This is a genomic window from Vibrio nigripulchritudo, from assembly GCF_027924785.1.
Lineage (GTDB): Bacteria > Pseudomonadota > Gammaproteobacteria > Enterobacterales > Vibrionaceae > Vibrio > Vibrio nigripulchritudo.
In genome coordinates this window covers 111,704-132,889 of sequence record NZ_AP027049.1, presented here as the reverse complement: position 1 = coordinate 132,889, position 21,186 = coordinate 111,704, and the positions used below count along the sequence as shown (strand labels likewise).

Sequence of the window (21,186 nt, the reverse complement as noted above, 5' to 3'; positions counted from 1 at the left end):
CTCTTTTGAGGGGCTTTTTATTGAATCCAATCGATAATTGAGCCAATCTGAAAGCTGGATTAAGGAATTTGGAACAAGGGACATGAGAAAAGCCTCCACGTTTGTGGTTTTGATCTTGCTGCTGATCGTCGTTTCAGCCTTGGCACTCTATGCCAGTTTGTACACGCGTTATGCCACGCCTGTGGTCAATTTCGTGGCAAACCAGATAAGCAATTTGTCCATCCAAATCGATCAAGTTGAATACACTTCACCCTATCAGCTCACCTTGCATGGGGTTGAACTTTCTACCGAACCTGAACCGATGTTCATCGAAACCGCGAACATCTGGCTCGATCCGGCTATTCTCAGCGGTACCAAACTGAGCATCGCCAGCCTGCAACTCAGTGGTATGCAGCTGCAAAAAGGTGTGCCTAATATTCGCCCGCTCTCTTTCGTTCGTGTTCATCAGTTTGCGATCGATAACTTAGACTTTTCCAACCCAGAGTGGATCGTACGAGGCTTAAAATTCCAGATTAAAGATCCAGTGGTCAGTGATCATCCCATCTGGCGTTGGTACGGCGAGATTCAACTCAGTGCCGACCAAATCTACTGGCAGAATGAAGCCTTTAATAACGCGCTGCTGGATGCAGATATTTTCGCTGAAACCAAGAAAATTTATGGTTTGTCCTTCAACTGGCGTGGAGGCTCGCTGTCCGGGCAGGCAGAATGGAAAGAAAACCGCTGGCGCGTGGTGAGCGCTTCCCTCAATGAACTGACTGTCACCAAAGATGACTGGAAAACCCTGAAAAAGTTTAAGTGGGCAAACGCAGACAGCAATGAAATTTTCATTGAGCGTGTGGATGTGCTTCGCAGTGACTTAGAGTTTCCGTCTTTCGCCATGGTACAGGCGGATATGACGCTGGAGGACATTCGCTTCCCGTTCGAGCTTTGGAAACAGCCATCTGGCAGCGTGTCTCTGGACGCGGAGAGCCTTGATTTCGCTAACCAACTCTGGCTGGAGCCCGTCATTGAAGCGACTTTATCTCCTGATCTTATTGTGGTGAACAGCGCCAACGTGGGTATGGGGCAAGGCTATATTCAGCTCAACGGAGAATTTACTCCCGACACCTGGCACCTTTCGCAGTTAAACCTTACTGGGGTTGAATGGCACACCGATAGCGAGCTGACGTTACAACCCTTTAAAGAACAGACCGACCGCTTAGCCAACCTGACTATCGATTCACTCGCCATTAAACGTGCGCAATACATTGATTTACAGTCTGAGCCACGTCGCCAGATATCAGGTCTAAACGTTCAGGGTAAGCAACTGGACATTCTGAGAAATGGCCAGATGGGGCTGTGGCAGGGGAATCTGGCACTGACCGCGAACAGTGCGAACTTTGGCAAACTCATCGGCTCTCAGTTGTTGATCGAAGCGCATTCAGAAGGTGGCATCAGTTTTCTCGACAAAGTCATTATTCCGGTTACCGACGGATTAATTCGCGCTCAAGGTCAATGGGATTTCCGTCAATACAGCCGCCCATGGAAACTGAAATTTCAGGGAGACGGCATTCCAATCGAAACCTGGCGATACCTTCATCCTCTTCCATTTGATTTGTCTGGGCTGACTGATACCCAATTTGAGCTCTCAGGTTTGTCTGGTGACCAGACTTCGTTCAATCACAGCATTTCAGGGTTCGTTTCAACTCAGTTTCGTGACCTTTTGACCTCTTCTCACTTCGCTGCACTGATGGATCCGACCGTGCCACTTGAGCTGTCTAAGAAAGCACCATCCGACGTTTTGGTTTCAGACTTGCTGATTGATGTAGACAGAGGTCGAATTGATATCCGCGAATCCAACATCGCGGGCAGCGACTTTACTGGAAGCTTGCAAGGGAAACTGGATCTGGTGCACCCGGAAGATGGGGAATTAAGGTTACAACTTAGTGGAGAGTGCGGGCACTGGCGTTACGAACCGCTTTCCAGTGCCCCAATTACGCGAGAAGTCTGTAATAACAATACTGAGGACTAACGTCCCAGCATTTGTTGGTAATTTGGCAGCAGCATGTAGGTACCAATAAACTCCACAGCTGCATGCTCGCCGCTGTAGATCGACACGTTAATGACCACACGAGCTTTTCTGCCTGCCGCTAACCTGTCTAAGTCCCCACTGATGCCATCCAGAGACGTGGCGGCAATCGGGTTCTGCTCTACCGCATGTCGGTAACGAATCTGGCTATCGACCAACACGATATCGGCTTCTAAACCACGTTCTTTCATTAAGAGCCAGGTCATCCCCCACCCCGTTAATGTTGCCAGCGTAAATGCAGAGCCTGCGAACATGGTGTTATGAGGGTTGAGGTTAGGGTTCAACTGAGCACTGCACTCAAACCGGTATCCAGTATACTGATTGATTTTGATGCCCATTTTGTCGCTGATCGGAATCTGGCTTTCCCAGCGGTCTTGCAAGTCGGCACACCAGTCTGGTCTTCGGAGAACATTCGCTAACGGATCGAGCGATTTCACCATTTGCTGGTGACGCACCGGACCACGTTCGTCACTCAATTCGCCCTGATTTTCAAAACCGTTCTTTTGGTAAAATGCGATGGCATCTTCACGGGCATTACACACCAGGCGCTTCACGCCTTCCTGACGAGCAAACGATTCTAATGCCACCAACACCAACGATCCGATGCCTTTGCTACGGCGATTAGGCTTCACCGCCATATAGCGAATCTGACCTTCATTATCCGGAGTGATGTACAGGCGACCAATGGCCATGGGTCTGCCTTTGCTGTCCACGATCATTCTGTGGTGGCTCATTTCGTCGTATTCGTCGCGCTCAGAGCCCACAGGCAAACGCCATGGTTCGCGCAGCATTTGCCATCGAAAATGATAATATTTGTTCAGCTGATTCGCTGTCTTAGGCGTGATTAATTTAAACATGAGAATCCTTTGCTCTAGCGAAGCGAGTGGCAGCAATGCGCCCCAAACGCATTACCTGCTTCTTATACCTGCAACCAGAAGGTAACCGGTCCGTCATTGACCAGCGACACTTTCATATCTGCGCCGAACCTTCCTCGCTGTGTACCGATTTTCTCTTCACAAAGATCAGAAAAATAATCGTACAGACGCTCTGCATCCGCAGGGTGGGCGCCTTTAGAGAAACCTGGTCGCGTTCCTTTTTTTGTATCTGCGGGTAATGTAAATTGAGACACAACCAAAACGCTTCCGTTCACATCTTGTACGTTTAGATTCATTTTTCCCTGATCATCTTCAAAAACTCGGTACGTGAGTACCCGCTCCATCAGGCGTTTTGCTTTGGCTTCGTCGTCTTCTTTTTCGACGCCGAGCAAGATAAGTAACCCTTGATTGATTTCGCCAACCACCTCGCCTTCTACGCGAACGGCGGCTTCACTGACTCTTTGAATTAAGGCGATCATGTATCGCTTCCTTATTGTTCTTCTTTTATTTCAGGCTCACTACTGTACCACATTTCCCGTTCACCGAGGCTCGCGGTCACTTCTGCTCCAACCAGCACAATTAACCAACACAGATAAACCCAGACAAACAGGATAGGAATTGCCGCCAGCGCACCATAAATCAACTGGTATGAAGGGAACTGAGTAATGTACATGGCAAAACCTTTTTTACTCATTTCAAACAGGATAGCAGCCACTAGCGCACCGATTGCCGCATCACGCAGTAGAATTTTTTTGTTGGGCACCAGCATGTAAAGCCCCATGAATGCCAGAAAAGACAGAATAAAAGGCAGCCAGCCGAGCAGCATGGAGTACACCGAAGAAATGGTCTCGCTTTCAATTAAGTTTAGCGAGGTCACGTATGAGGTAGCAGCAATGGAGGTTCCAACAAGAATAGGACCAAGTGTCAGTACCATCCAGTACATGGAAAACGAATACACGCGGCGACGTTTTTGCTGCACTCGCCAGATGTAGTTAAGGTTTTTATCGATGTTAGAAATCAGCATCAGAGCTGCAACAAACAGGAAACCACCACCAACTGCAGTCATTTTGCCCGTATTGGCAACAAAATCATTGAGCGCCGATTTCACTGCCGCGCCTGCTGCCGGGACAAAATTGGTAATGACGAACTCCTGGAGCACATCGCCTGCATTGGCAAACACGGGGAACTTGGAAAGCACCGACAGCAGCACCGTCAACATGGGCACCAAAGACAATAACGTGATGTAAGCCATGTAGCCTGCACTGACGGTCAGGCGGTCATGATTCATACGCCCAAGCAAGTAGCGGAAAAAATGTTGAGAATGAACGGCTATCTCGTCGAACTTCAACTTGTATCTCCCTGTTAAGTGTTCCATAGTGCTTTCAATTCTATACGAAAAGGAAATTCAAATGCGTTTTGTTTTTGCTATGGCAATGTCTTTGTTTCTGATGACGGGCTGTGAATCGACCTATTATTCTGCAATGGAAAAGGTGGGTATTCACAAGCGGGACATCATGGTTGACCGGGTAGAAGATGCTCAAAGTGCCCAGCAGGAAGCGCAGGAAGAATTTTCCAGTGCGTTAGAAGTGCTCTCTGCACTCACCCAGTTTGACGGTGGCGATCTGGAGTCCATGTACGAGAAAATCAACGATAAGTACGAGGACAGCGTGGATGCAGCAGAAACCGTATCCAAACGCATCGGCGCCATAGAAGAGGTTTCAGATGCCCTATTTGAAGAATGGGAGCAGGAACTGGATCTTTACACCAGCAGCAAACTTCGCCGCGACAGTGAGACCAAGTTAAAGCAGACCAAGGCATCATACAAAACCATGCTCCGCGCCATGAAACGCGCAGAGAAGAAAATGACACCCGTGCTGAATACTTTGCGTGATAACACACTAAACCTAAAACACAACCTCAATGCCAGTGCCATTGGCTCTCTTCAGGGCGAGTTCATGAGTTTGGAAAAAGACATCGAACTGGCAATCAAGGAAATGAAATCCGCTATTACGGAATCCGATAAGTTCTTGGCGAAACTGAAGTAACGGTTAAGTTCAGACGCAAAAAAGGGGCGTGAAGCCCCTTTTTTTATATCACTCGCGAGAATTGCTGTTGTCGCGCTTTATCTCTCAGGTACTTGTCGAAGCACATACAGATGTTTCGAATCAACAATCGACCACGCAGTGTTACACGAATTTCATTGTCATCCACTTCCACTAACCCGTCATTAATGAACGTTTGCAGCAGGTCCATGTCTTCTTTGAAGTACTGCTTAAAATTCACATTGAATTCGTTTTCGATAAAACGCTTGTCCAGTTTGAAGTTACAGATCAGCTGTTTGATGACTTCACGGCGAAGCAAGTCGTCCGCATCCAGTGAGACGCCTTTCCACAACGCATGACGCATTTCATTCACCTGAGCGTAGTACTTCTTCAGCTCTTTTTGGTTTTGAGCGTAGCTGTCACCAATCATGGAAATCGCAGAAACCCCAAAACCAACCAAATCACACTCACCTTGTGTGGTATAGCCCTGGAAATTACGGTGCAACACGCCATTGCGCTGAGCAACCGCCAGTTCATCGTCTGGCTGTGCGAAGTGATCCATACCAATAAACTGATAACCAGCTCCGGTTAAGGTCGCGATGGTTTGCTGCAAAATTGCCATTTTCTCCGTTGATTCAGGTAAATCGGCATCTTTGATTTTACGCTGAGCGGCGAAAAGCTGTGGCATGTGGGCGTAATTAAACACCGACAAACGCCCCGGCTGCATTTTCAGAACCTGTTTTAACGTTTTGGCGAACGTTTCCTGAGTCTGCCTTGGCAAACCATAAATCAGATCCAGATTGGTAGAACGAAAACCCAGCTCTTTGGCGCGTTCGACCATATCGATAATGAACTGCTCGTCCTGCTCGCGGTTCACCAGTTTCTGAACGTCTTTGTCAAAGTCCTGAACACCGATACTCAGGCGGTTAAAGCCTTCGTTTCGCAGGTGATCCAGCATATCCATCTCAATCTCACGTGGATCCACTTCAATGCTGATTTCGGCATCGTTTTCAAAGTGAAATTCCTGGCGTAACAACGCCATTAAACGAGAAATTTGAGGTTTGCTGAGAAAAGTTGGTGTGCCACCACCAAAGTGCAGTTGAGTGACACGACGTTGCTGAAGCAAAGACGCTCTCTGGCGAATTTCGTGCTCCAGAATATCAAGGTAATCATCGGCCTTGTGCTGGTGACGGGTAATGACTTTATTGCAGCCGCAGTAGTAGCAAAGCTTGTGACAAAAAGGAATGTGCACGTACAGCGACAGCGGGCGCTCTGGGTATTGCGCGCAAGCCATATCAAACTCAGCAATCGTATACGCTTCGTGAAACTCCAACGCGGTTGGATAAGAGGTGTATCTCGGCCCTGAGTAATTGTATTTATCTAATACAGCTTGATCCCAAACAATTTGCTCACTAGACATTTTTGTTGTGCTTCCAGTTAGTGCTTAGGGGCATATTTTGCCATATCACCCTGTCTGTGATGGCATACCCTGATGGATTTAATAATAGAAATGTTCAGAAGTGCTAGTGAGATCACTCGCACCTAAAAGTCATCCCAGATTATGGATCCGGGATGATCTTGATGTCGAAAAGACTAACTAGATGATAGGCGAATTAAGATGCGACCATATTGATGTTGATCTGATTGTTCAGAGGTTTGATCTTTTCTCGAAGCGATTTGAGCTCTTCGATGATGTCGTCAGTCAAACGTGCTTCTGCTTTCTGGCGATCCAGCGTTTGCTGCATACGCTCTTTCTTCGGTAGATTTTGTCTGTCTTCACCACGAGCCATGTCTTTCACAACGTGGTATAGCTCTGCCGTGGCTGGATACTCTGCATCTACGTCGATGCGATCTTCACCCTGTACGTAGTCCAGAATGCAATACACACGAATGCTGATTTCCGCCAGGTCACACTGACCCTGAATCGCCGCAGCACATAGAGTGTCTACGTTTTCGAAAATATTCGAATTGCGTTTGTCAATCGCCAGCGCTTGATGCTTCGCCTGCAATTCCTTCTGCTTTTTAAGTTGCAGTAAAAGATAGCCTGCGTACGACGCCAGCCCTAAGATAATAAGTGCGCCGATGACAGCTAATACGGTTACTGACATAACTTTCTCGCTTATCCTTTCAGGTTATCTAAATCCATATCTTCGAACTGCGAAAGCAGATCGTCGTCGGTTTTCGCTTTAGCTGGTTCATCAACTTGCTCGTCCTGCTCTTCACCTTCTGGCTCCATCAGACCCAGTTGGTTCATCAGTACTTCGATGCGGTCCAGTTTCTCATCTACGTATTGCTGCAAGCCTTTACCTAAGCTTTCGCCCGCATCGATACGGTCAAGAAGCACCATCAACTGAGCGTCGTTTTCCAGCATCTCCAATTCTTGCTCTGCTGACAGGCGGCGCTCTTGCTTGGTCGGCTTTTTCACAGGCTCGATGATCAGAGGAATTTTCTTCTTGCTGCCTAAACGCGGGTCGCGCTTCTGGCTATTGCCGGCGCTGTTCGCCTGCGTACCTTCAGAATGGCGGCTGCCCGATTTCAGACCTTTGCGCTTTTTGTGCTTTTTGCGCAGACGACCTTCTACATCCGATTCGCTGCGGTTACGGGTAACGATTATTTCCGGTGCACCAGAAGCACCCGGTTTTCTAGATTTCTTTGTACGACTCATTACTGGGTTTCCTCAGTAAAATTACATCATTGCCAATAAATTCGAGTTGGAGTCCGTCCCGTCGCGCTAAATATTGAAACGTAGCCCGACTAAAAAAGATCACATGAGTAAGATCATTTTTATAGTGCCATCCGGCGAAGGCTTCAAGGTTAATCACCATTTTGGTCATCACCCCTAGCCATCCACCTGGTTTGACTAAACTCAACCATTGCTGCCACACGGTATCGGGTTGATACAAATGCTCAATCACTTCGGTGGCAGTCACAAAATCATACGTGTTCTCAAGTACCCTTTTATCAGGGTAGTAATAGATATCGTATAGGGAGACGGTATGCCCGTGCTCTTCTAACATAAGGGATAGTGTTGGACCGGGTCCACAACCAAAATCCAGACCGCTGGACTCAGGGGCGACTCTTTCCAGAATTGGTGTAGACATTCGGCTTAGAAATCGACGATAGCCTTCATCAGCCGGATCGTTTTCATGCCAGTCATACATCGACTTTTCTTCTTCAGCGGTCAGCCGTTGGGCAGGGTCCACAAACACCAATTCACACTGCAGGCATTGATGATAACGTCGACGACGGTCTTCAAAGTAGTCTTTGGTCTGCGTTGATTCGCAGAGCGGACAAGCGTGCATATTGGGTTCCTCAGTTAGGGATGCGAAACATACCAGAAAGTGAGGTTAGAGTGGAGTTTTATTGAGCACTTTCTGCTTATTCGCGACAAAAAGCGCCAATACCCTTAGTGAATAACCCAGAGTACTCCCAGAAAGGCGAATTCTAGGGTTATTTGGGTATACAAAAAAGCGGCAGGTAGTCCGCCGCTTTTCTTTTCAAATGCATTGCTCGTTAGTTAGTGCAAGCCACCCACATACTTAGACAAAATTTCAATGTCGTCGTCGGTCAGCTTTTTGGAGATATCTCGCATCATGGCATTCATATCGTTATTGCGATCGCCAGAGCGGAATTTAACCAGCTGCCCTTTGATGTAGTCAGCGTGCTGCCCGGAGATTTTAGGAAACCCGGAGAGCTCAGTACCGTTACCTCGAGGACCATGACAGGCGATACACGCCGTGATGCCACGCTCTAAGTCACCGGCTGCGTAAAGTACGCGACCACGGTCAACGACGTCTTCAGGTGTCGAACTTTCTGCGATAGGGAGGGATGAAAAGTAAGCAGATAAGTCGGCAATGTCTTCATCAGACAGCGGCACCGCCATGGCACTCATTGCAGGATCATAACGACCTTGCTTACCGCCAGTCTGTCCGCCAAGCTTGAGATCTTTCAACTGCTTCTCAAGATATTTGGCATGCTGACCCGCCAAGTTTGGATTAATCGGAATTAAACTGTTACCGTCTGCACCATGACAGGCAGAACAAGTGACAGATTTTGCTTTACCAGCTTCAATACTACCTTGGGCCCATACAGAGCAGCTGGCTAATAAACTCAAGATTAGCACTAATTTTTTCATGACATTCCATTATAATTATCAAGCTTCCAGTACCACATGAAGTGGTTGGCTATTTGTTCGCCTAAACGACCTTATGCCGAGCAAGGGTATTTTACACAAATTCACAAAAAAGTAATCAATCGACTACACAAAGACGAGATGGAGTTAACAGTGAGCGCAAAAATTCATTATCAGAACACACATTTTATTACCAGCGCCCCTGACATACGTCACATGCCAGAGGATGTGGGAATAGAAGTTGCGTTTGCTGGTCGCTCTAACGCCGGTAAGTCCAGTGCCTTAAATCGACTGACTAACCAGAAAAGTTTAGCAAAAACCAGTAAAACTCCAGGTCGTACGCAATTAATTAACCTTTTTAAAGTGTACGACAATTGCCACATAGTTGATCTTCCTGGGTACGGATTTGCTCAAGTCCCGTTAGAGATGAAGCAGAAATGGCAGAAATCACTGGGTGAGTACCTGCAACGACGCGAGTCTCTGAAAGGGCTTGTGGTGTTAATGGATATTCGCCATCCCATGAAAGATTTGGATCAACAGCTTATTTACTGGGCGGTAGACTCAGGAATTCCGGTGCAGGTGCTACTGACTAAAGCCGATAAGCTAAAAAGTGGGGCACGAAAGTCCACATTGCTGAAAATTCGAGAAGCTGCATTGGCGTTTGGTGGCGATGTTAAAGTCGACGCGTTTTCATCCCTTAAAGGCATTGGCGTAGACCAGTTACGCTCGCGTCTTGATGAGTGGTTTGCCCCAGCACTTATTGAAGAAGTGCTGGAAGAAGACAATGGAGAAGTGCCTGAAGAATAAGGTTTTTCTATACTCCCAGATACAAAAGTCCCCACCTTTTTGGTGGGGCAACGGGAGAGAAATAGGAGGTATTATTATTATGGTTAAAAAGCATTCATCATCTCCTACAAAAACTCAAGATATTTCTCTACTTTTTTTCAAAACCTTGCCTCCAGACACCTTTTCGCATCAGGGCTTATTTGCATAAACCTACTGTTTTATACCTTCCACACGCGATTCTCAATCAATCTTCTTTTTTGATAAAAAATATCTTATTGATAACACGGTTTTTTACTACAACGCTCTCCAGAATAAATTCTAAAGTCAGGCACTGAACAGGCTAAGATTTGAGGATTTATTACCAGATCTATCACTTGTCTGGCTGCGGCAGAATGCATTGATTCGCGTAATGAGAAGAAGAGAAAGGACACGCAGAAGAAATAAATGAAGCAAAAAATGAAGATTATTTAGCCAATATGTTGTTTTTATTACAATAAAAAACGCCCCAGTCAAAAACTGACTGGGGCGGCTGAATCAGCCTAATCCAATAACGTGAAACAAAAGGTCTGAAAGATAGAACATCTTACCTCTGTACCCTACGAGAGATAATGTACAACATTTACTCAGAAATGAAAACAATTTTTGTAGTTTTTTTTCATTAACTTTTTGTAAAACTACATTAACACTTTATTTTACACGACTTTATTTAGATCAAAAAAAAGCCAGCATGTGCGCTGGCTCATAGTTATTTGTGTGATTAGAGCAAAAAGTGGCTAGTGGGCTTGATCCCAGTTGTCGCCATGCCCGGCTTCGGCAACCAAAGGCACATTTAGCTCTGCGGCAGATTCCATCAGTTTTTGTACTTTACTTTCAACTTCGGAAAGGACTGACTCCTCGACTTCAAAAACCAGTTCATCGTGCACCTGCATCAGCAGTTTCACTTTGCCCTCGCCTTCTGCCTGAATCCACTCATCGACCAGCAGCATAGCTTTCTTAATGATGTCAGCCGCCGTCCCCTGCATAGGCGCATTGATTGCCGCACGTTCGGCCGCCTTACGACGCATGCCATTTCGCGACTTGATTTCTGGAAGATGCAGTCGACGACCAAATATGGTCTCTACATAACCTTGCTCGGACGCCGCGCTGCGTGTGTCTTCCATATACTGCATCACACCTGGGTAGCGCTCGAAATATTTATCCATGTAGCCCTGAGCTTCGCCACGAGGAATACCTAACTGCTTCGCTAAACCAAACGCACTCATACCGTAGATCAAACCGAAGTTAACCGCTTTCGCACGACGGCGTTGTTCAGTGGTCACATCTTCAATATTCACACCCATAACTTCCGCAGCGGTCGCTGAGTGAATGTCCTTACCTTGGCTGAACGCGTCTAATAAGGCTTTATCACCAGACAGGTGCGCCATAATACGAAGCTCGATTTGAGAGTAATCGACCGCCAGAATCTTCCAGCCGTGCGGCGCAACAAATGCCTGACGAATACGACGACCTTCGTCGTTACGAATTGGAATGTTCTGTAGGTTTGGATCAGTGGACGAGAAGCGACCTGTTGCAGTAACTGCCTGATGATAAGACGTATGCACACGACCTGTAGTCGGGTTAATCATCTTCGGCAGCTTATCGGTGTAAGTCGATTTCAGTTTTGCCAGTCCACGGTATTCCAGAATCACCTTGGGTAATGGGTAGTCCAATGCGAGATCCTGCAACACTTCTTCATTGGTCGAAGGTGCACCTGAAGGCGTTTTCTTCAGTACTGGTAATCCCATCTTTTCAAACAAAATGGCTTGAAGTTGTTTAGGAGAACTCAGGTTGAACTCTTGTTCTGCAATGTCATACGCTTTTTGTTCAAGCTCGTCGAGGCGTGCTGCAATTTCTTGAGATTGCGCACCCAGCAACATGTCATCGATGATGACACCAGTGCGTTCGATACGAGAAAGTACAGGTACCAGAGGCACTTCCACGTCATTGTAGATGTGGCTAAGTTTTTCGTCCTGCTCGATATTGGCGTAAATACGGTTATGCAAACGCAGTGTGACATCGGCATCTTCTGCGGCATATGGTGACGCTTCCGCCAGATCAATTTGATTGAAGGTAAGCTGGTTTTTGCCTTTACCTGCGATCGATTCAAAGGACATGCAGCTGTGCTGAAGGAATCGCAGCGCCAAACTGTCCATATCGTGCTTGCCGCCTACGCTATTGAAAACATAGGAAGCCAGCATGGTGTCGTGTTTGATACCTCGCAGTTCAATGTTATAACGCGCAAGAATGCTGGCATCGTACTTAAGATTCTGACCAACTTTAGCTTGATTCACGTCTTCCAGAATCGGTTTGAGTTGCTCCAGCACCCAATCTCTGTCCAGCTGTTCTGGCGCATCGAGATAGTCATGCGCGACAGGTACATAAGCCGCGACACCTTCTTCGGTCGCAAAAGACAGGCCGACAAGGTTTGCGACCATGTAGTCCAGACTGTCCGTCTCGGTATCAAACGCAAATAAGTCCGAAACTTTCAGCTTTTCCAGCCACTCATTAAAGCTTTCTTTAGTGAGAACGGTGTCATATTGGCTGCGATCGATTTTTACTACACTGGTGTCCACTTCTGCTGCGGTAGTGCCGGATGCCGCATTAGAACTCGCAGATCCGATAGCTTCAACTTCACCAGTGCCGCCTTCTAGCAACTCATTCAGCCAAGATTTAAACACCAGTTGACCGTAAAGCTTGATTAGTTCGTCTTTATTTGGGGTTTCTTTTTTCAGACCTTCCGCTGTGACGTCCAATTCTACATCTAACTTGATGGTTGCCAGCTCGTAAGAAAGGTAAGCATTGTCTTTATTATCGATCAGCTTCTTCGCCATGGTTTTCGAACCACGGAAACCAAGTGGTGCAATGTCGTCGAGATTGTCATAAAGCTTATCTAAACCACCCACACCTTGAAGCAGCGCGGTCGCGGTTTTATCGCCCACTCCAGGTACACCTGGAATGTTATCCACTTTGTCACCCATAAGCGCAAGGTAGTCGATGATCAGCTCTGGTGGGATACCAAACTTGTCCACAACGCCTTCTCTATCCATAACGACGTTGGTCATGGTGTTGATCAGAGTGACATTTTCATCCACTAGCTGAGCCATGTCTTTATCACCGGTACTGATCAGCACTGGCATACCCGCTTTTGAAGCCTGAGCGGCAAGCGTACCAATGACATCGTCCGCTTCAACGCCCGGTACACAGATAAGTGGAAGCCCCATGGCTTTGATTACCTCGTACAAAGGCTCAATCTGACAACGCAGGTCGTCAGGCATTGGAGGGCGGTTGGCTTTGTACTCTGGGTACATATCATCACGGAAGGTTTTGCCTTTCGCATCAAAAACAACCGCGATTCGTTCAGAGCTGAACTGACGCATCATGCTGCGCAGCATGTTCACCACGCCATAAACCGCATTGGTTGGGATATCGCCATTGCTCATGGTGCCGGGGTATGCATGAAATGCCCGGTAAAGATAAGAAGAGCCATCGATGAGAATCAAAGGGTTGTCAGGTATGGTTGCCATAGTCTGCTGTCCAAAATACAGTGCAAAAAATAATGGGCTTAGAATGCCACGACTCGCTTGGGGATGCCATGTTCGCTATACCAAATTTAAGCTGGAGCGCATTTTCTCAACATTCCTAGCCTCCGTAGTTTTGTTGCGCAACAAAACTTGCAACCGCTTGTGGATAACTCTGTTGGTAAAAGTTATCAACAGCTGACTAACAGAGCTAAAAATAGAGTCTTTTTTCATTTTACTTGTTTAATAACAATAAGTTATCACAAAAAAGATCCTCAGATCATGGATCTTATAATGATCATGCCTTGTGGAAAATAATTTGGGAGCAGATAAAGAATCTAAAAAAATCAAAGAAAAAATTTGATGATTTAATCAACAGAAAGTGTAGAAATTTCGAGAAATGTGGTTAATCTGTGAATTTCAGATAAAAGAAAGCGACATCGAATGATGTCGCCTAGCATAAGTGGCCAAAATGATGAAAAATATCACTTTGCCGTAAAGCTAAATTACACTGGAAGCAATGTGAGCAATGTCGTGTCATTCAAGAATCAGTGCAAGTTCGCTTGAAACTGAAATCAATTCCTTTTGAACTGTTCCTCATTCCCTAAGACGACTCCAATAATAATGATTCTCATTTACACGTCAACACCTAAATGAGAAATTTTCTCATTTATTTTTTATAGATCCTTTAAAAAGTGAATTCTAGAATCCAGATTGTTAGGATATTTTTCATACATATCAACTAGATAACCATTTCTCAGTAGCAATCTAAGCATCGCTGGGAAGGCATTGCGAGACTTCACTTTTACCTGTTGATAGCCGTTTTTAGCCACCCAGTCCTCCTGTTCATCCATTAAAAGCTGGGCAATTCCACTTTTTCTTCCTGCTGGTGTCACACCGCCAAACCAGCTGTAAAACGTTTTTTCGGTCAATTCATACCCGATTTTAAACCCGAGCAACTGCTCCTCTTTTACAGCAACTAAGATCAAATGCGTTTTTCCATTCAACCTATTTCTTAGATTTTCTACGGTCTCTTTCTCTACAAACTCGGGAATGGCATTAGCCACTTCGACACACTCTTCAAGGGTTCCAATTCTGATCTGCATGTATATTCCTCTAACAAAAAAGCTGAACCAATCGGTTCAGCTTATTCAAAAACAATATGCGAGTGATTTACTCTTCAGGCTGAATGCTTTCTTTGGCTTTTGCCCCTTCCTCAGCTAACCACTCGGCTACGTCTTTAGCAAAGTAGGTCAAAATCCCATCGGCTCCTGCACGTTTAAAGCACAACAGGGATTCAAGCACAGTTTCTCGCTCTTTTAGCCAGCCGTTCTGAATCGCGGCTTTGTGCATCGCATACTCACCTGAGACTTGATAAGCAAAAGTCGGCACCTGCAATTCGCTTTTCACTCGGCGCACCACATCGAGGTATGGCATACCGGGTTTCACCATCACCATATCCGCGCCTTCGTTGATGTCCATTGCGACTTCTTGCAAGGCTTCATCAGTATTGGCTGGGTCCATCTGATAGTTCTTTTTGTCCCCACCTTTTAGGTTAGAAGCAGAACCGACCGCATCACGGAAAGGACCGTAATAGTGAGAAGCATATTTCGCCGAGTAAGCCATGATTTGGGTATGAACATGACCTGCTTCTTCAAGTGCATCGCGAATCGCACCGATTCGACCATCCATCATGTCAGACGGTGCAACCACATCAGCGCCCGCTTCAGCGTGAGACAAAGCTTGCTTGATCAAGACTTCGGTGGTTTCGTCATTCATCACGTAGCCGTCATCATCGATGATGCCGTCTTGCCCGTGTGTCGTGAATGGATCCAGCGCCACATCCGTAATCACACCGATATTCGGGATGTGTTCTTTCAAAAGCTTAACCGCGCGTTGCACCAAACCATCCGGGTTATAAGCTTCTGTGGCACAAAGGCTTTTCGCGTCTTGCGTTACCACCGGGAATAACGCGATAGCGGGTACCCCTAATTTCGACAGGTATTCCGCCTCTTCCAGCATCAGGTCGATAGACAAACGTTCGATGCCCGGCATGGATTCCACTGGCTCTCGACGGTTTTTGCCCATCAGGATGAACATTGGGTAAATCAAGTCGTTTACCGTGACTTGATTTTCCGCCATCAGTCGGCGGCTGAAGTCATGTTTGCGCATACGTCGCATTCGGCGACCAGGAAATTGACCTTGGATTGAAACAGACACGCTCTTCTCCTTGTCTGGAAAAATTCTGGCAGAAACTATATCACTTTACGGGATACCCAAACTACCTCAAAAATGCCCCAGAACTCATGGTTTTGAAAACTGGTTCAGCCACTTAATTGACTATCCTAAAAGCCAGCGACTTGAGTATACTGTGGCGAGAATTGAATCAGACTGACCCTAGATTAATGATAGATACTCACGCACACATTTACGCCGCAGAATTCGACGAAGACAGAGAAGCCGTTATTGCGCGTGCTTTAGAACAAAACATCCGCCAGATATTTATGCCAAATATCGATTTGGATTCTATTGAACCTATGCTGAACACTCAGGCACAGTTTCCCGATATTTGCAGACCTATGATGGGGCTTCACCCTTGCTACGTGAAAGCGGATGTCGATAGCACACTGAGTACGATCCGAGCTTGGTTCGACAAACACGAATTTATCGCGGTAGGGGAAATCGGCATTGATCTCTACTGGGACAAAACCTACAAAGCTCAGCAAGAACAAGCCTTTGTCACCCAGTTGAACTGGGCAAAGGAGCTAGATTTGCCGGTAGTTATCCATACTCGTGATTCAATTCAGGAGACGATGGAACTACTGAGAAAAGAGCAAGATGGTAGCCTAACCGGTGTCTTTCACTGCTTTGGGGGCAGCATCGACGAAGCCAAAGCCATCAACGATCTTGGTTTCCACCTTGGCTTAGGTGGAGTATCAACCTTCAAAAATGGGGGAATGGATAAAGTCATTCCGCACCTGAATCTTAATTACGTCATTTTAGAAACAGACTGCCCATACCTTGCCCCAGTGCCACACCGAGGCAAGCGCAATGAGCCAGCTTACACGCACTTGGTTGGACAACGTGTGGCGGATCTGAGAGAAATGACATTGGAACAAGTCGACCAACTGACAACCGACAACGCGTTAAAGCTCTTTAAGCTTTCTTAAGAAAATAACGCATTAAAAAAACGGCACCTATCAAGGTGCCGTTTTTAGTTAATTTATTACTTTTACTCTTCCGGTTGCCCGATTTCCTGAGGCTCTCTGCGAACGTAGAATCTTGCGAAGAATAAGCCCACTTCAAACAGCAAACACATGGGTATTGCCAATAAGGTTTGCGAAATCATGTCTGGCGGGGTCAGCATCATCCCGACCACAAACGCCCCGACAATAATGTATGGTCGCTTCTGACTTAGGCTTTTGGCGTCGGTCGCACCTGTCCAGCACAATAAGATGATGGCAACAGGCACTTCAAAAGCGATACCAAACGCCATGAACAAGGCCAGTACAAAATCCAAATAGCTGGCGATGTCAGTCGCAAACTCCACGCCACCCAGTGATATCGCGGTAAAGAAACCAAACACCAGCGGGAATACTACGAAATAGGCAAATGCCACACCGCAGTAGAAAAGAATGGAGCTGGAAAACAATAGCGGCATGATGAGCCTGCGCTCATGTTTGTAGAGCCCGGGCGCAACAAATGCCCAAATCTGATAGAGAATCAGCGGCACCGCGACAAATATCGACGCAACTAAGGTCAGTTTCAAAGGCGTAAAGAAAGGCGATGCCACATCGGTCGCGATCATGGTCGCCCCTTCAGGCAACCTTTCTATTAATGGAGCTGAAATAAATTCATAGATATCGTTGGCAAACCAGACCAAGCCAATAAACACGACAATCACTGAAACTATGGCTTTCAGCAGTCGGTTACGCAATTCAATTAAATGGCTGATCAATGGTTGCGTTTGCTCAACAGAAGACATATCGAACCTCAACAACGGGATCAAAAAAGAGCTGCCTGAAGCAGCTCTTCACGTTACTCATCGGCTTTTTTATCAGAGGATGCTTTGGCATCGTCCTTGTTTGCATAAGGTCGCTGAACATCTTGCGCTGCCTGTTTGAGTTCATCAACAGATGCTTTCAAATCGGGTGAGAGATCTTCCATCCCCATTTTTTCAGCTTTACGCAGGTTGTCTTGCAGCTCTTGCACTTTTAGCTCGTGCGACAATTCATCTTTGACATTATTTGCCATGCTTTTCGCCGCGCCGATAAAGCGGGAAACGCTACGAATGGCAACAGGCAAGCGCTCGGGACCTAAAACCACCAGCCCGACGACAGAGATCAATACCAGTTCCCAAAAACCGATATCAAACACGTGTTACGCCTGCTCTTTGTTTTTAGACGAGTCAGAAGTTGCTTCTTCTGACGATGTCTTTTGCTCAATGTTTTGTGGCTCAAAGTCGGCGTCTTTTTTATCCGCTGCGGCTTTTTCTTCGTCGCTCATGGCTTTTTTAAAGCCTTTCACTGCGCTGCCTAAGTCGCCGCCAATGTTGCGAAGCTTTTTCGTTCCAAACAGCAAAATCACGATAACGGCAATAATCAATAGTTGCCAGATGCTAATACCACCCATTTGCTTCTACCCTCGGGTTATTTTGAAATAATGTAATCTTTTAATGAAAGTCTACCGTCTATTTGCGGTATGTACGCCAACTAAACAACCAAAATGTGATGCCTGCGATACCGCTACCAATTGCGACTGGCTCGTATCGACTGTCCAATAAAATGGCACCGCACACAATTAAGGTTGCCCCAATGCCAAATAAAAACCGTCCGGTTCCTTGCTGGCGCTTGGATTGACAATAACCTTGATAAAGCTTTTCCATACGTTGGTCTAAAGCCTTACCTTGTTTAAGGCTATCGTACAACAGCTCTGGCAATTCTGGCAGCTTTTCTGCCCAAAATGGCGCTTTATCTTTCACTGCATTGATCACAGCCTGCGGTCCCACCTGATTTGCCATCCAGGTTTCCAGGAATGGTTTGGCGGTTTTCCACAAGTCGAGCTGTGGGTATAACTGACGCCCCAGCCCTTCGACATAAAGGAGCGTTTTCTGCAGAAGTACCAATTGTGGCTGTACTTCCATATTAAAGCGTCGCGCTGTGTTAAACAGATTCAAAAGCACATGACCAAACGAAATTTCGCCTAGTGGTTTGGCAAAGATTGGCTCACACACCATGCGAATCGCAAACTCAAACTCCTGAACGTTAGTATCATGCGGTACCCAGCCTGAGTCGACGTGCAATTCAGCGACTTTCCGGTAATCGCGATTAAAAAACGCCAGCAGGTTTTCGGCCAGATAACGCTTATCTTCACTGTTCAATGTACCGACAATGCCGCAATCCAAGCCGATCCACATGGGGTCGTCTGGGTGTTCTGGTTTTACAAAGACGTTGCCCGGATGCATATCGGCATGGAAGAAGCTGTCGCGGAATACCTGAGTGAAGAAAACGCTAACCGCGCGCTCGGCCAACAGGCTCATATTGGTCCCGTTGGCGTGCAGTCCTTCTATATCAGACACCTGAATGCCGTAAATTCTTTCAGATACCATCAGTGTTTCACTGCTTAAATCCGAGATCACTTCTGGCACATACAGCTCTTTGCTGCCTTCAAAGTTGCGTCTTAGCTGGATTGCGTTTGCCGCTTCACGGCGCAAATCCAGTTCATCAAGCAGTGTTTTTTCATACTCGCGAACCACTTCAACCGGCTTAAGACGACGCGCTTCAGGCAAGACTTTGGCAACGATTTTTGCCATGCGATACATCAGCTTTAAATCGGCATCGATAACAGGCTTGATGTCTGGGCGGATGATTTTCAGAACCACTTCACGACCAGATTCTTTGAGCTTAGCCGTGTGCACCTGCGCAATCGACGCAGAAGCCAGCGGTATGATGTCGAAATCGGTAAACCAGTTATCCAGACTGCCACCAAGCGCTTTTTCCATCTGTTCTTTGGCTAGTTGCCCGTCAAAAGAGGCAACCTGATCTTGCAACAAAGCGAGCTGATCGGCGATGTGTGGCGGAAACAAGTCTCGTCTGGTCGACATCATCTGCCCGAACTTGATCCACACGGGACCCAGCTCTTGCAATGCGAGTCGAATACGATGCCCTAACTCTTTGTCTTTGTGTTTATTTCTCAGCCAAAACAGGCTTTTTCGAGCAAAGCGAGGAATGCGGGTTAACTGATGTTCTGGAAGGAGCTCGTCCAGCCCGTATTCGAGCTGAACTTTGATAATTCGATATAAACGACGAAGTTCTGCTGGTGTCATGCTTTCTCCAGCAACGTTTTTAAGCGAGATTCGGCTCGTGCCACAGCACTGGCAATATCATCCACCTGATCACAAAAATGTGCGATTTCCAGTGGTGCTGGAGCAATGCGCCATTCTTCAGTCAGTATTTGTGCGATATGGTTCTGCTTCTTTTCGGCGTTCTTTTTCACCCAGTCGACACTTTGCTTGGCACCAGAAACCAGAGTGTGTGCCACCACATCACCAGTAAGACGGGATAACCACTCTTCAATATCTGGTTTGGCATCGGTCAGTAGCTGCGAGAATTTCTGCGCCAGTTGGGTATCCCCTTCCAGCACCAGCTTGTCTTGCTTAATCAACTGGGTGATGTTGGCTTGCTCACGCAGTTCTGGAAGAACACTCAAACTCAGGGACAAGTAACAATCCGGTTGACCTTCGTAACTCGCCAGCACGTCAATTTGCTGGCTGAATACAAAAGTTAACGTCTTGTCGATTTCTTTAATGTGCACCTGAATCGTCTGTCCTTTTAAACGGGACATGCGTTTCACCAACGCTGGATCATCCTGAATCAGGGTGTTCAGAGTGGTCTCGACAACAGCGGTAACCAATGGCTCAAATGGCATAGTGACCTCAGAATTTGTATCCGCGGTGCAACGCAACAATACCACCGGTTAGGTTGTAGTATTTCGTTTGCTCGAAGCCCGCTTCTTTCATCATGCCTTCCAGAGTTTCCTGATCTGGGTGCATACGAATGGACTCCGCTAGGTAACGGTAGCTGTCGCCGTCGTTAGCAATCCACTCGCCCATTTTTGGCAGAAGATGGAACGAATACGCGTCGTACACTTTGGAAAGAGGCTCAAGAACGGGTTTAGAAAACTCCAGTACCAGCAAACGCCCACCCGGTTTAAGCACGCGGTACATAGAGCGCAACGCTTTGTCTTTGTCTGTCACGTTACGAAGGCAGAAACTGATAGTGATGCAATCGAAGTGGTTGTCTGGGAAAGGCAGTTCTTCGGCGTTCGCCTGAACGTAATTCACGTTACCCACAATGCCTTTATCACGAAGCTTATCGCGACCTACATTGAGCATGGAATTGTTGATGTCAGCCAGAATGACGTGACCTTTTTCACCGACAATGCGAGAGAATTTCGCGGTCAGATCGCCCGTACCACCACCAAGGTCGAGGATGCGTTGCCCAGGACGTGCGCCGCTGCAATCAATTGTGAAGCGTTTCCACAAGCGATGGATACCACCAGACATCAGATCGTTCATGATGTCGTATTTAGCTGCCACCGAGTGGAAGACTTCAGCAACTTTCTCGGCTTTTTGCTCTTTGGCTACGGTCTGGAAACCAAAATGAGTCGTGTCATCAACATTTGAGATTGGGGTATCTTGCACGTTTGTATCTGTCATCAATTTTTC

The 21,186-nt window shown here is 46.7% G+C and carries 22 protein-coding genes; 4 read left to right on the top strand and 18 right to left on the bottom strand.

Going from position 1 to position 21,186, the window contains the following annotated elements; all coding sequences use genetic code 11:
• Positions 1-82 precede the first annotated feature (82 nt).
• Positions 83-2,011 carry an AsmA family protein gene (locus tag QMG91_RS00620; protein WP_022603198.1) on the top strand — a complete coding sequence of 643 codons (1,929 nt, stop codon included), beginning with the start codon at positions 83-85 and terminating at the stop codon, positions 2,009-2,011.
• Here the strand turns inward: QMG91_RS00620 and QMG91_RS00615 are convergent.
• The 3 genes from QMG91_RS00615 to QMG91_RS00605 all read right to left on the bottom strand — a co-directional run bounded on the left by QMG91_RS00615 (position 2,008) and on the right by QMG91_RS00605 (position 4,318).
• Complete coding sequence (locus tag QMG91_RS00615; RefSeq protein WP_004404477.1) at positions 2,008-2,925, bottom strand: bifunctional GNAT family N-acetyltransferase/hotdog fold thioesterase; 918 nt, start codon at positions 2,923-2,925, stop codon at positions 2,008-2,010. The two genes, QMG91_RS00620 and QMG91_RS00615, sit on opposite strands and share 4 nt — an antisense overlap.
• A gap of 62 nt (positions 2,926-2,987) precedes the next feature.
• Positions 2,988-3,422 (bottom strand): D-aminoacyl-tRNA deacylase, encoded by a 435-nt coding sequence (gene dtd, locus QMG91_RS00610; RefSeq protein ID WP_004404476.1) that lies wholly within the window; start codon positions 3,420-3,422, stop codon positions 2,988-2,990.
• Positions 3,423-3,433: 11 nt separating this feature from the next.
• Positions 3,434-4,318: a virulence factor BrkB family protein gene (locus QMG91_RS00605; RefSeq protein ID WP_045967030.1), complete on the bottom strand. Its 885-nt coding sequence runs from the start codon at positions 4,316-4,318 to the stop codon at positions 3,434-3,436.
• A gap of 34 nt (positions 4,319-4,352) precedes the next feature.
• On the opposite strand from QMG91_RS00605, the gene QMG91_RS00600 reads away from it, so the two are divergent.
• Complete coding sequence (locus QMG91_RS00600; protein ID WP_022591514.1) at positions 4,353-4,988, top strand: DUF2959 domain-containing protein; 636 nt, start codon at positions 4,353-4,355, stop codon at positions 4,986-4,988.
• 43 nt (positions 4,989-5,031) lie between these two features.
• On the opposite strand, the gene hemN is transcribed toward QMG91_RS00600, so the two are convergent.
• The 5 genes from hemN to QMG91_RS00575 form a co-directional block, all read right to left on the bottom strand.
• The gene (gene hemN, locus QMG91_RS00595) at positions 5,032-6,405 is read right to left on the bottom strand and encodes an oxygen-independent coproporphyrinogen III oxidase (RefSeq protein WP_281828194.1); all 1,374 of its coding nucleotides are present in this window, start codon (positions 6,403-6,405) and stop codon (positions 5,032-5,034) included.
• 193 nt (positions 6,406-6,598) lie between these two features.
• A complete protein-coding gene (locus tag QMG91_RS00590) occupies positions 6,599-7,093 on the bottom strand; it encodes a DUF2489 domain-containing protein (RefSeq protein WP_281828192.1) in 495 nt (164 codons plus the stop codon).
• An 11-nt stretch (positions 7,094-7,104) separates the two neighbouring features.
• The gene (gene yihI / locus QMG91_RS00585) at positions 7,105-7,650 is read right to left on the bottom strand and encodes a Der GTPase-activating protein YihI (RefSeq protein WP_004404963.1); all 546 of its coding nucleotides are present in this window, start codon (positions 7,648-7,650) and stop codon (positions 7,105-7,107) included.
• Complete coding sequence (locus tag QMG91_RS00580) at positions 7,628-8,287, bottom strand: class I SAM-dependent methyltransferase (protein WP_004404962.1); 660 nt, start codon at positions 8,285-8,287, stop codon at positions 7,628-7,630. The genes yihI and QMG91_RS00580 overlap by 23 nt, the downstream gene beginning before the upstream one ends.
• A gap of 215 nt (positions 8,288-8,502) precedes the next feature.
• Positions 8,503-9,120 (bottom strand): c-type cytochrome, encoded by a 618-nt coding sequence (locus QMG91_RS00575; protein ID WP_004404960.1) that lies wholly within the window; start codon positions 9,118-9,120, stop codon positions 8,503-8,505.
• A 150-nt stretch (positions 9,121-9,270) separates the two neighbouring features.
• Here QMG91_RS00575 and yihA point away from each other — a divergent pair, with 150 nt between their 5' ends.
• Positions 9,271-9,924: a ribosome biogenesis GTP-binding protein YihA/YsxC gene (gene yihA, locus QMG91_RS00570; RefSeq protein WP_004404958.1), complete on the top strand. Its 654-nt coding sequence runs from the start codon at positions 9,271-9,273 to the stop codon at positions 9,922-9,924.
• Between the two features lie 513 nt (positions 9,925-10,437).
• Here yihA and QMG91_RS29020 read toward each other — a convergent pair.
• The 4 genes from QMG91_RS29020 to hemB all read right to left on the bottom strand — a co-directional run bounded on the left by QMG91_RS29020 (position 10,438) and on the right by hemB (position 15,680).
• Positions 10,438-10,485 (bottom strand): hypothetical protein, encoded by a 48-nt coding sequence (locus QMG91_RS29020; RefSeq protein ID WP_438356636.1) that lies wholly within the window; start codon positions 10,483-10,485, stop codon positions 10,438-10,440.
• Positions 10,486-10,676: 191 nt separating this feature from the next.
• Positions 10,677-13,466, bottom strand: a complete 2,790-nt coding sequence (gene polA / locus QMG91_RS00565; protein ID WP_281828188.1) for a DNA polymerase I — start codon at positions 13,464-13,466, stop codon at positions 10,677-10,679.
• Positions 13,467-14,137: 671 nt separating this feature from the next.
• Entirely contained in the window at positions 14,138-14,566 is a 429-nt protein-coding gene (locus tag QMG91_RS00560; RefSeq protein ID WP_281828186.1) for a GNAT family N-acetyltransferase, read from the bottom strand.
• A gap of 67 nt (positions 14,567-14,633) precedes the next feature.
• Positions 14,634-15,680, bottom strand: coding sequence for a porphobilinogen synthase (gene hemB / locus QMG91_RS00555; RefSeq protein ID WP_004404944.1), 1,047 nt, complete (start codon positions 15,678-15,680; stop codon positions 14,634-14,636).
• A gap of 185 nt (positions 15,681-15,865) precedes the next feature.
• Here hemB and QMG91_RS00550 point away from each other — a divergent pair, with 185 nt between their 5' ends.
• On the top strand, positions 15,866-16,630 hold the full coding sequence (locus QMG91_RS00550; protein WP_022551855.1) for a TatD family hydrolase: 765 nt from the start codon (positions 15,866-15,868) through the stop codon (positions 16,628-16,630).
• A gap of 62 nt (positions 16,631-16,692) precedes the next feature.
• Here QMG91_RS00550 and tatC read toward each other — a convergent pair whose 3' ends face one another.
• The 6 genes from tatC to ubiE are packed head-to-tail and all read right to left on the bottom strand — an operon-like array spanning position 16,693 to position 21,177.
• Positions 16,693-17,445 carry a twin-arginine translocase subunit TatC gene (tatC, locus tag QMG91_RS00545; protein WP_004404935.1) on the bottom strand — a complete coding sequence of 251 codons (753 nt, stop codon included), beginning with the start codon at positions 17,443-17,445 and terminating at the stop codon, positions 16,693-16,695.
• A 53-nt stretch (positions 17,446-17,498) separates the two neighbouring features.
• Positions 17,499-17,837 (bottom strand): Sec-independent protein translocase protein TatB, encoded by a 339-nt coding sequence (tatB, locus tag QMG91_RS00540; protein WP_004404932.1) that lies wholly within the window; start codon positions 17,835-17,837, stop codon positions 17,499-17,501.
• A gap of 3 nt (positions 17,838-17,840) precedes the next feature.
• Complete coding sequence (gene tatA, locus QMG91_RS00535) at positions 17,841-18,092, bottom strand: Sec-independent protein translocase subunit TatA (RefSeq protein ID WP_004404930.1); 252 nt, start codon at positions 18,090-18,092, stop codon at positions 17,841-17,843.
• Between the two features lie 58 nt (positions 18,093-18,150).
• Positions 18,151-19,785 carry a ubiquinone biosynthesis regulatory protein kinase UbiB gene (gene ubiB / locus QMG91_RS00530; protein WP_281828181.1) on the bottom strand — a complete coding sequence of 545 codons (1,635 nt, stop codon included), beginning with the start codon at positions 19,783-19,785 and terminating at the stop codon, positions 18,151-18,153.
• A complete protein-coding gene (locus tag QMG91_RS00525; RefSeq protein WP_281828179.1) occupies positions 19,782-20,387 on the bottom strand; it encodes a ubiquinone biosynthesis accessory factor UbiJ in 606 nt (201 codons plus the stop codon). The genes ubiB and QMG91_RS00525 overlap by 4 nt, the downstream gene beginning before the upstream one ends.
• A 7-nt stretch (positions 20,388-20,394) precedes the next feature.
• Positions 20,395-21,177, bottom strand: coding sequence for a bifunctional demethylmenaquinone methyltransferase/2-methoxy-6-polyprenyl-1,4-benzoquinol methylase UbiE (gene ubiE / locus QMG91_RS00520; protein WP_022551858.1), 783 nt, complete (start codon positions 21,175-21,177; stop codon positions 20,395-20,397).
• Positions 21,178-21,186: the final 9 nt, after the last annotated feature.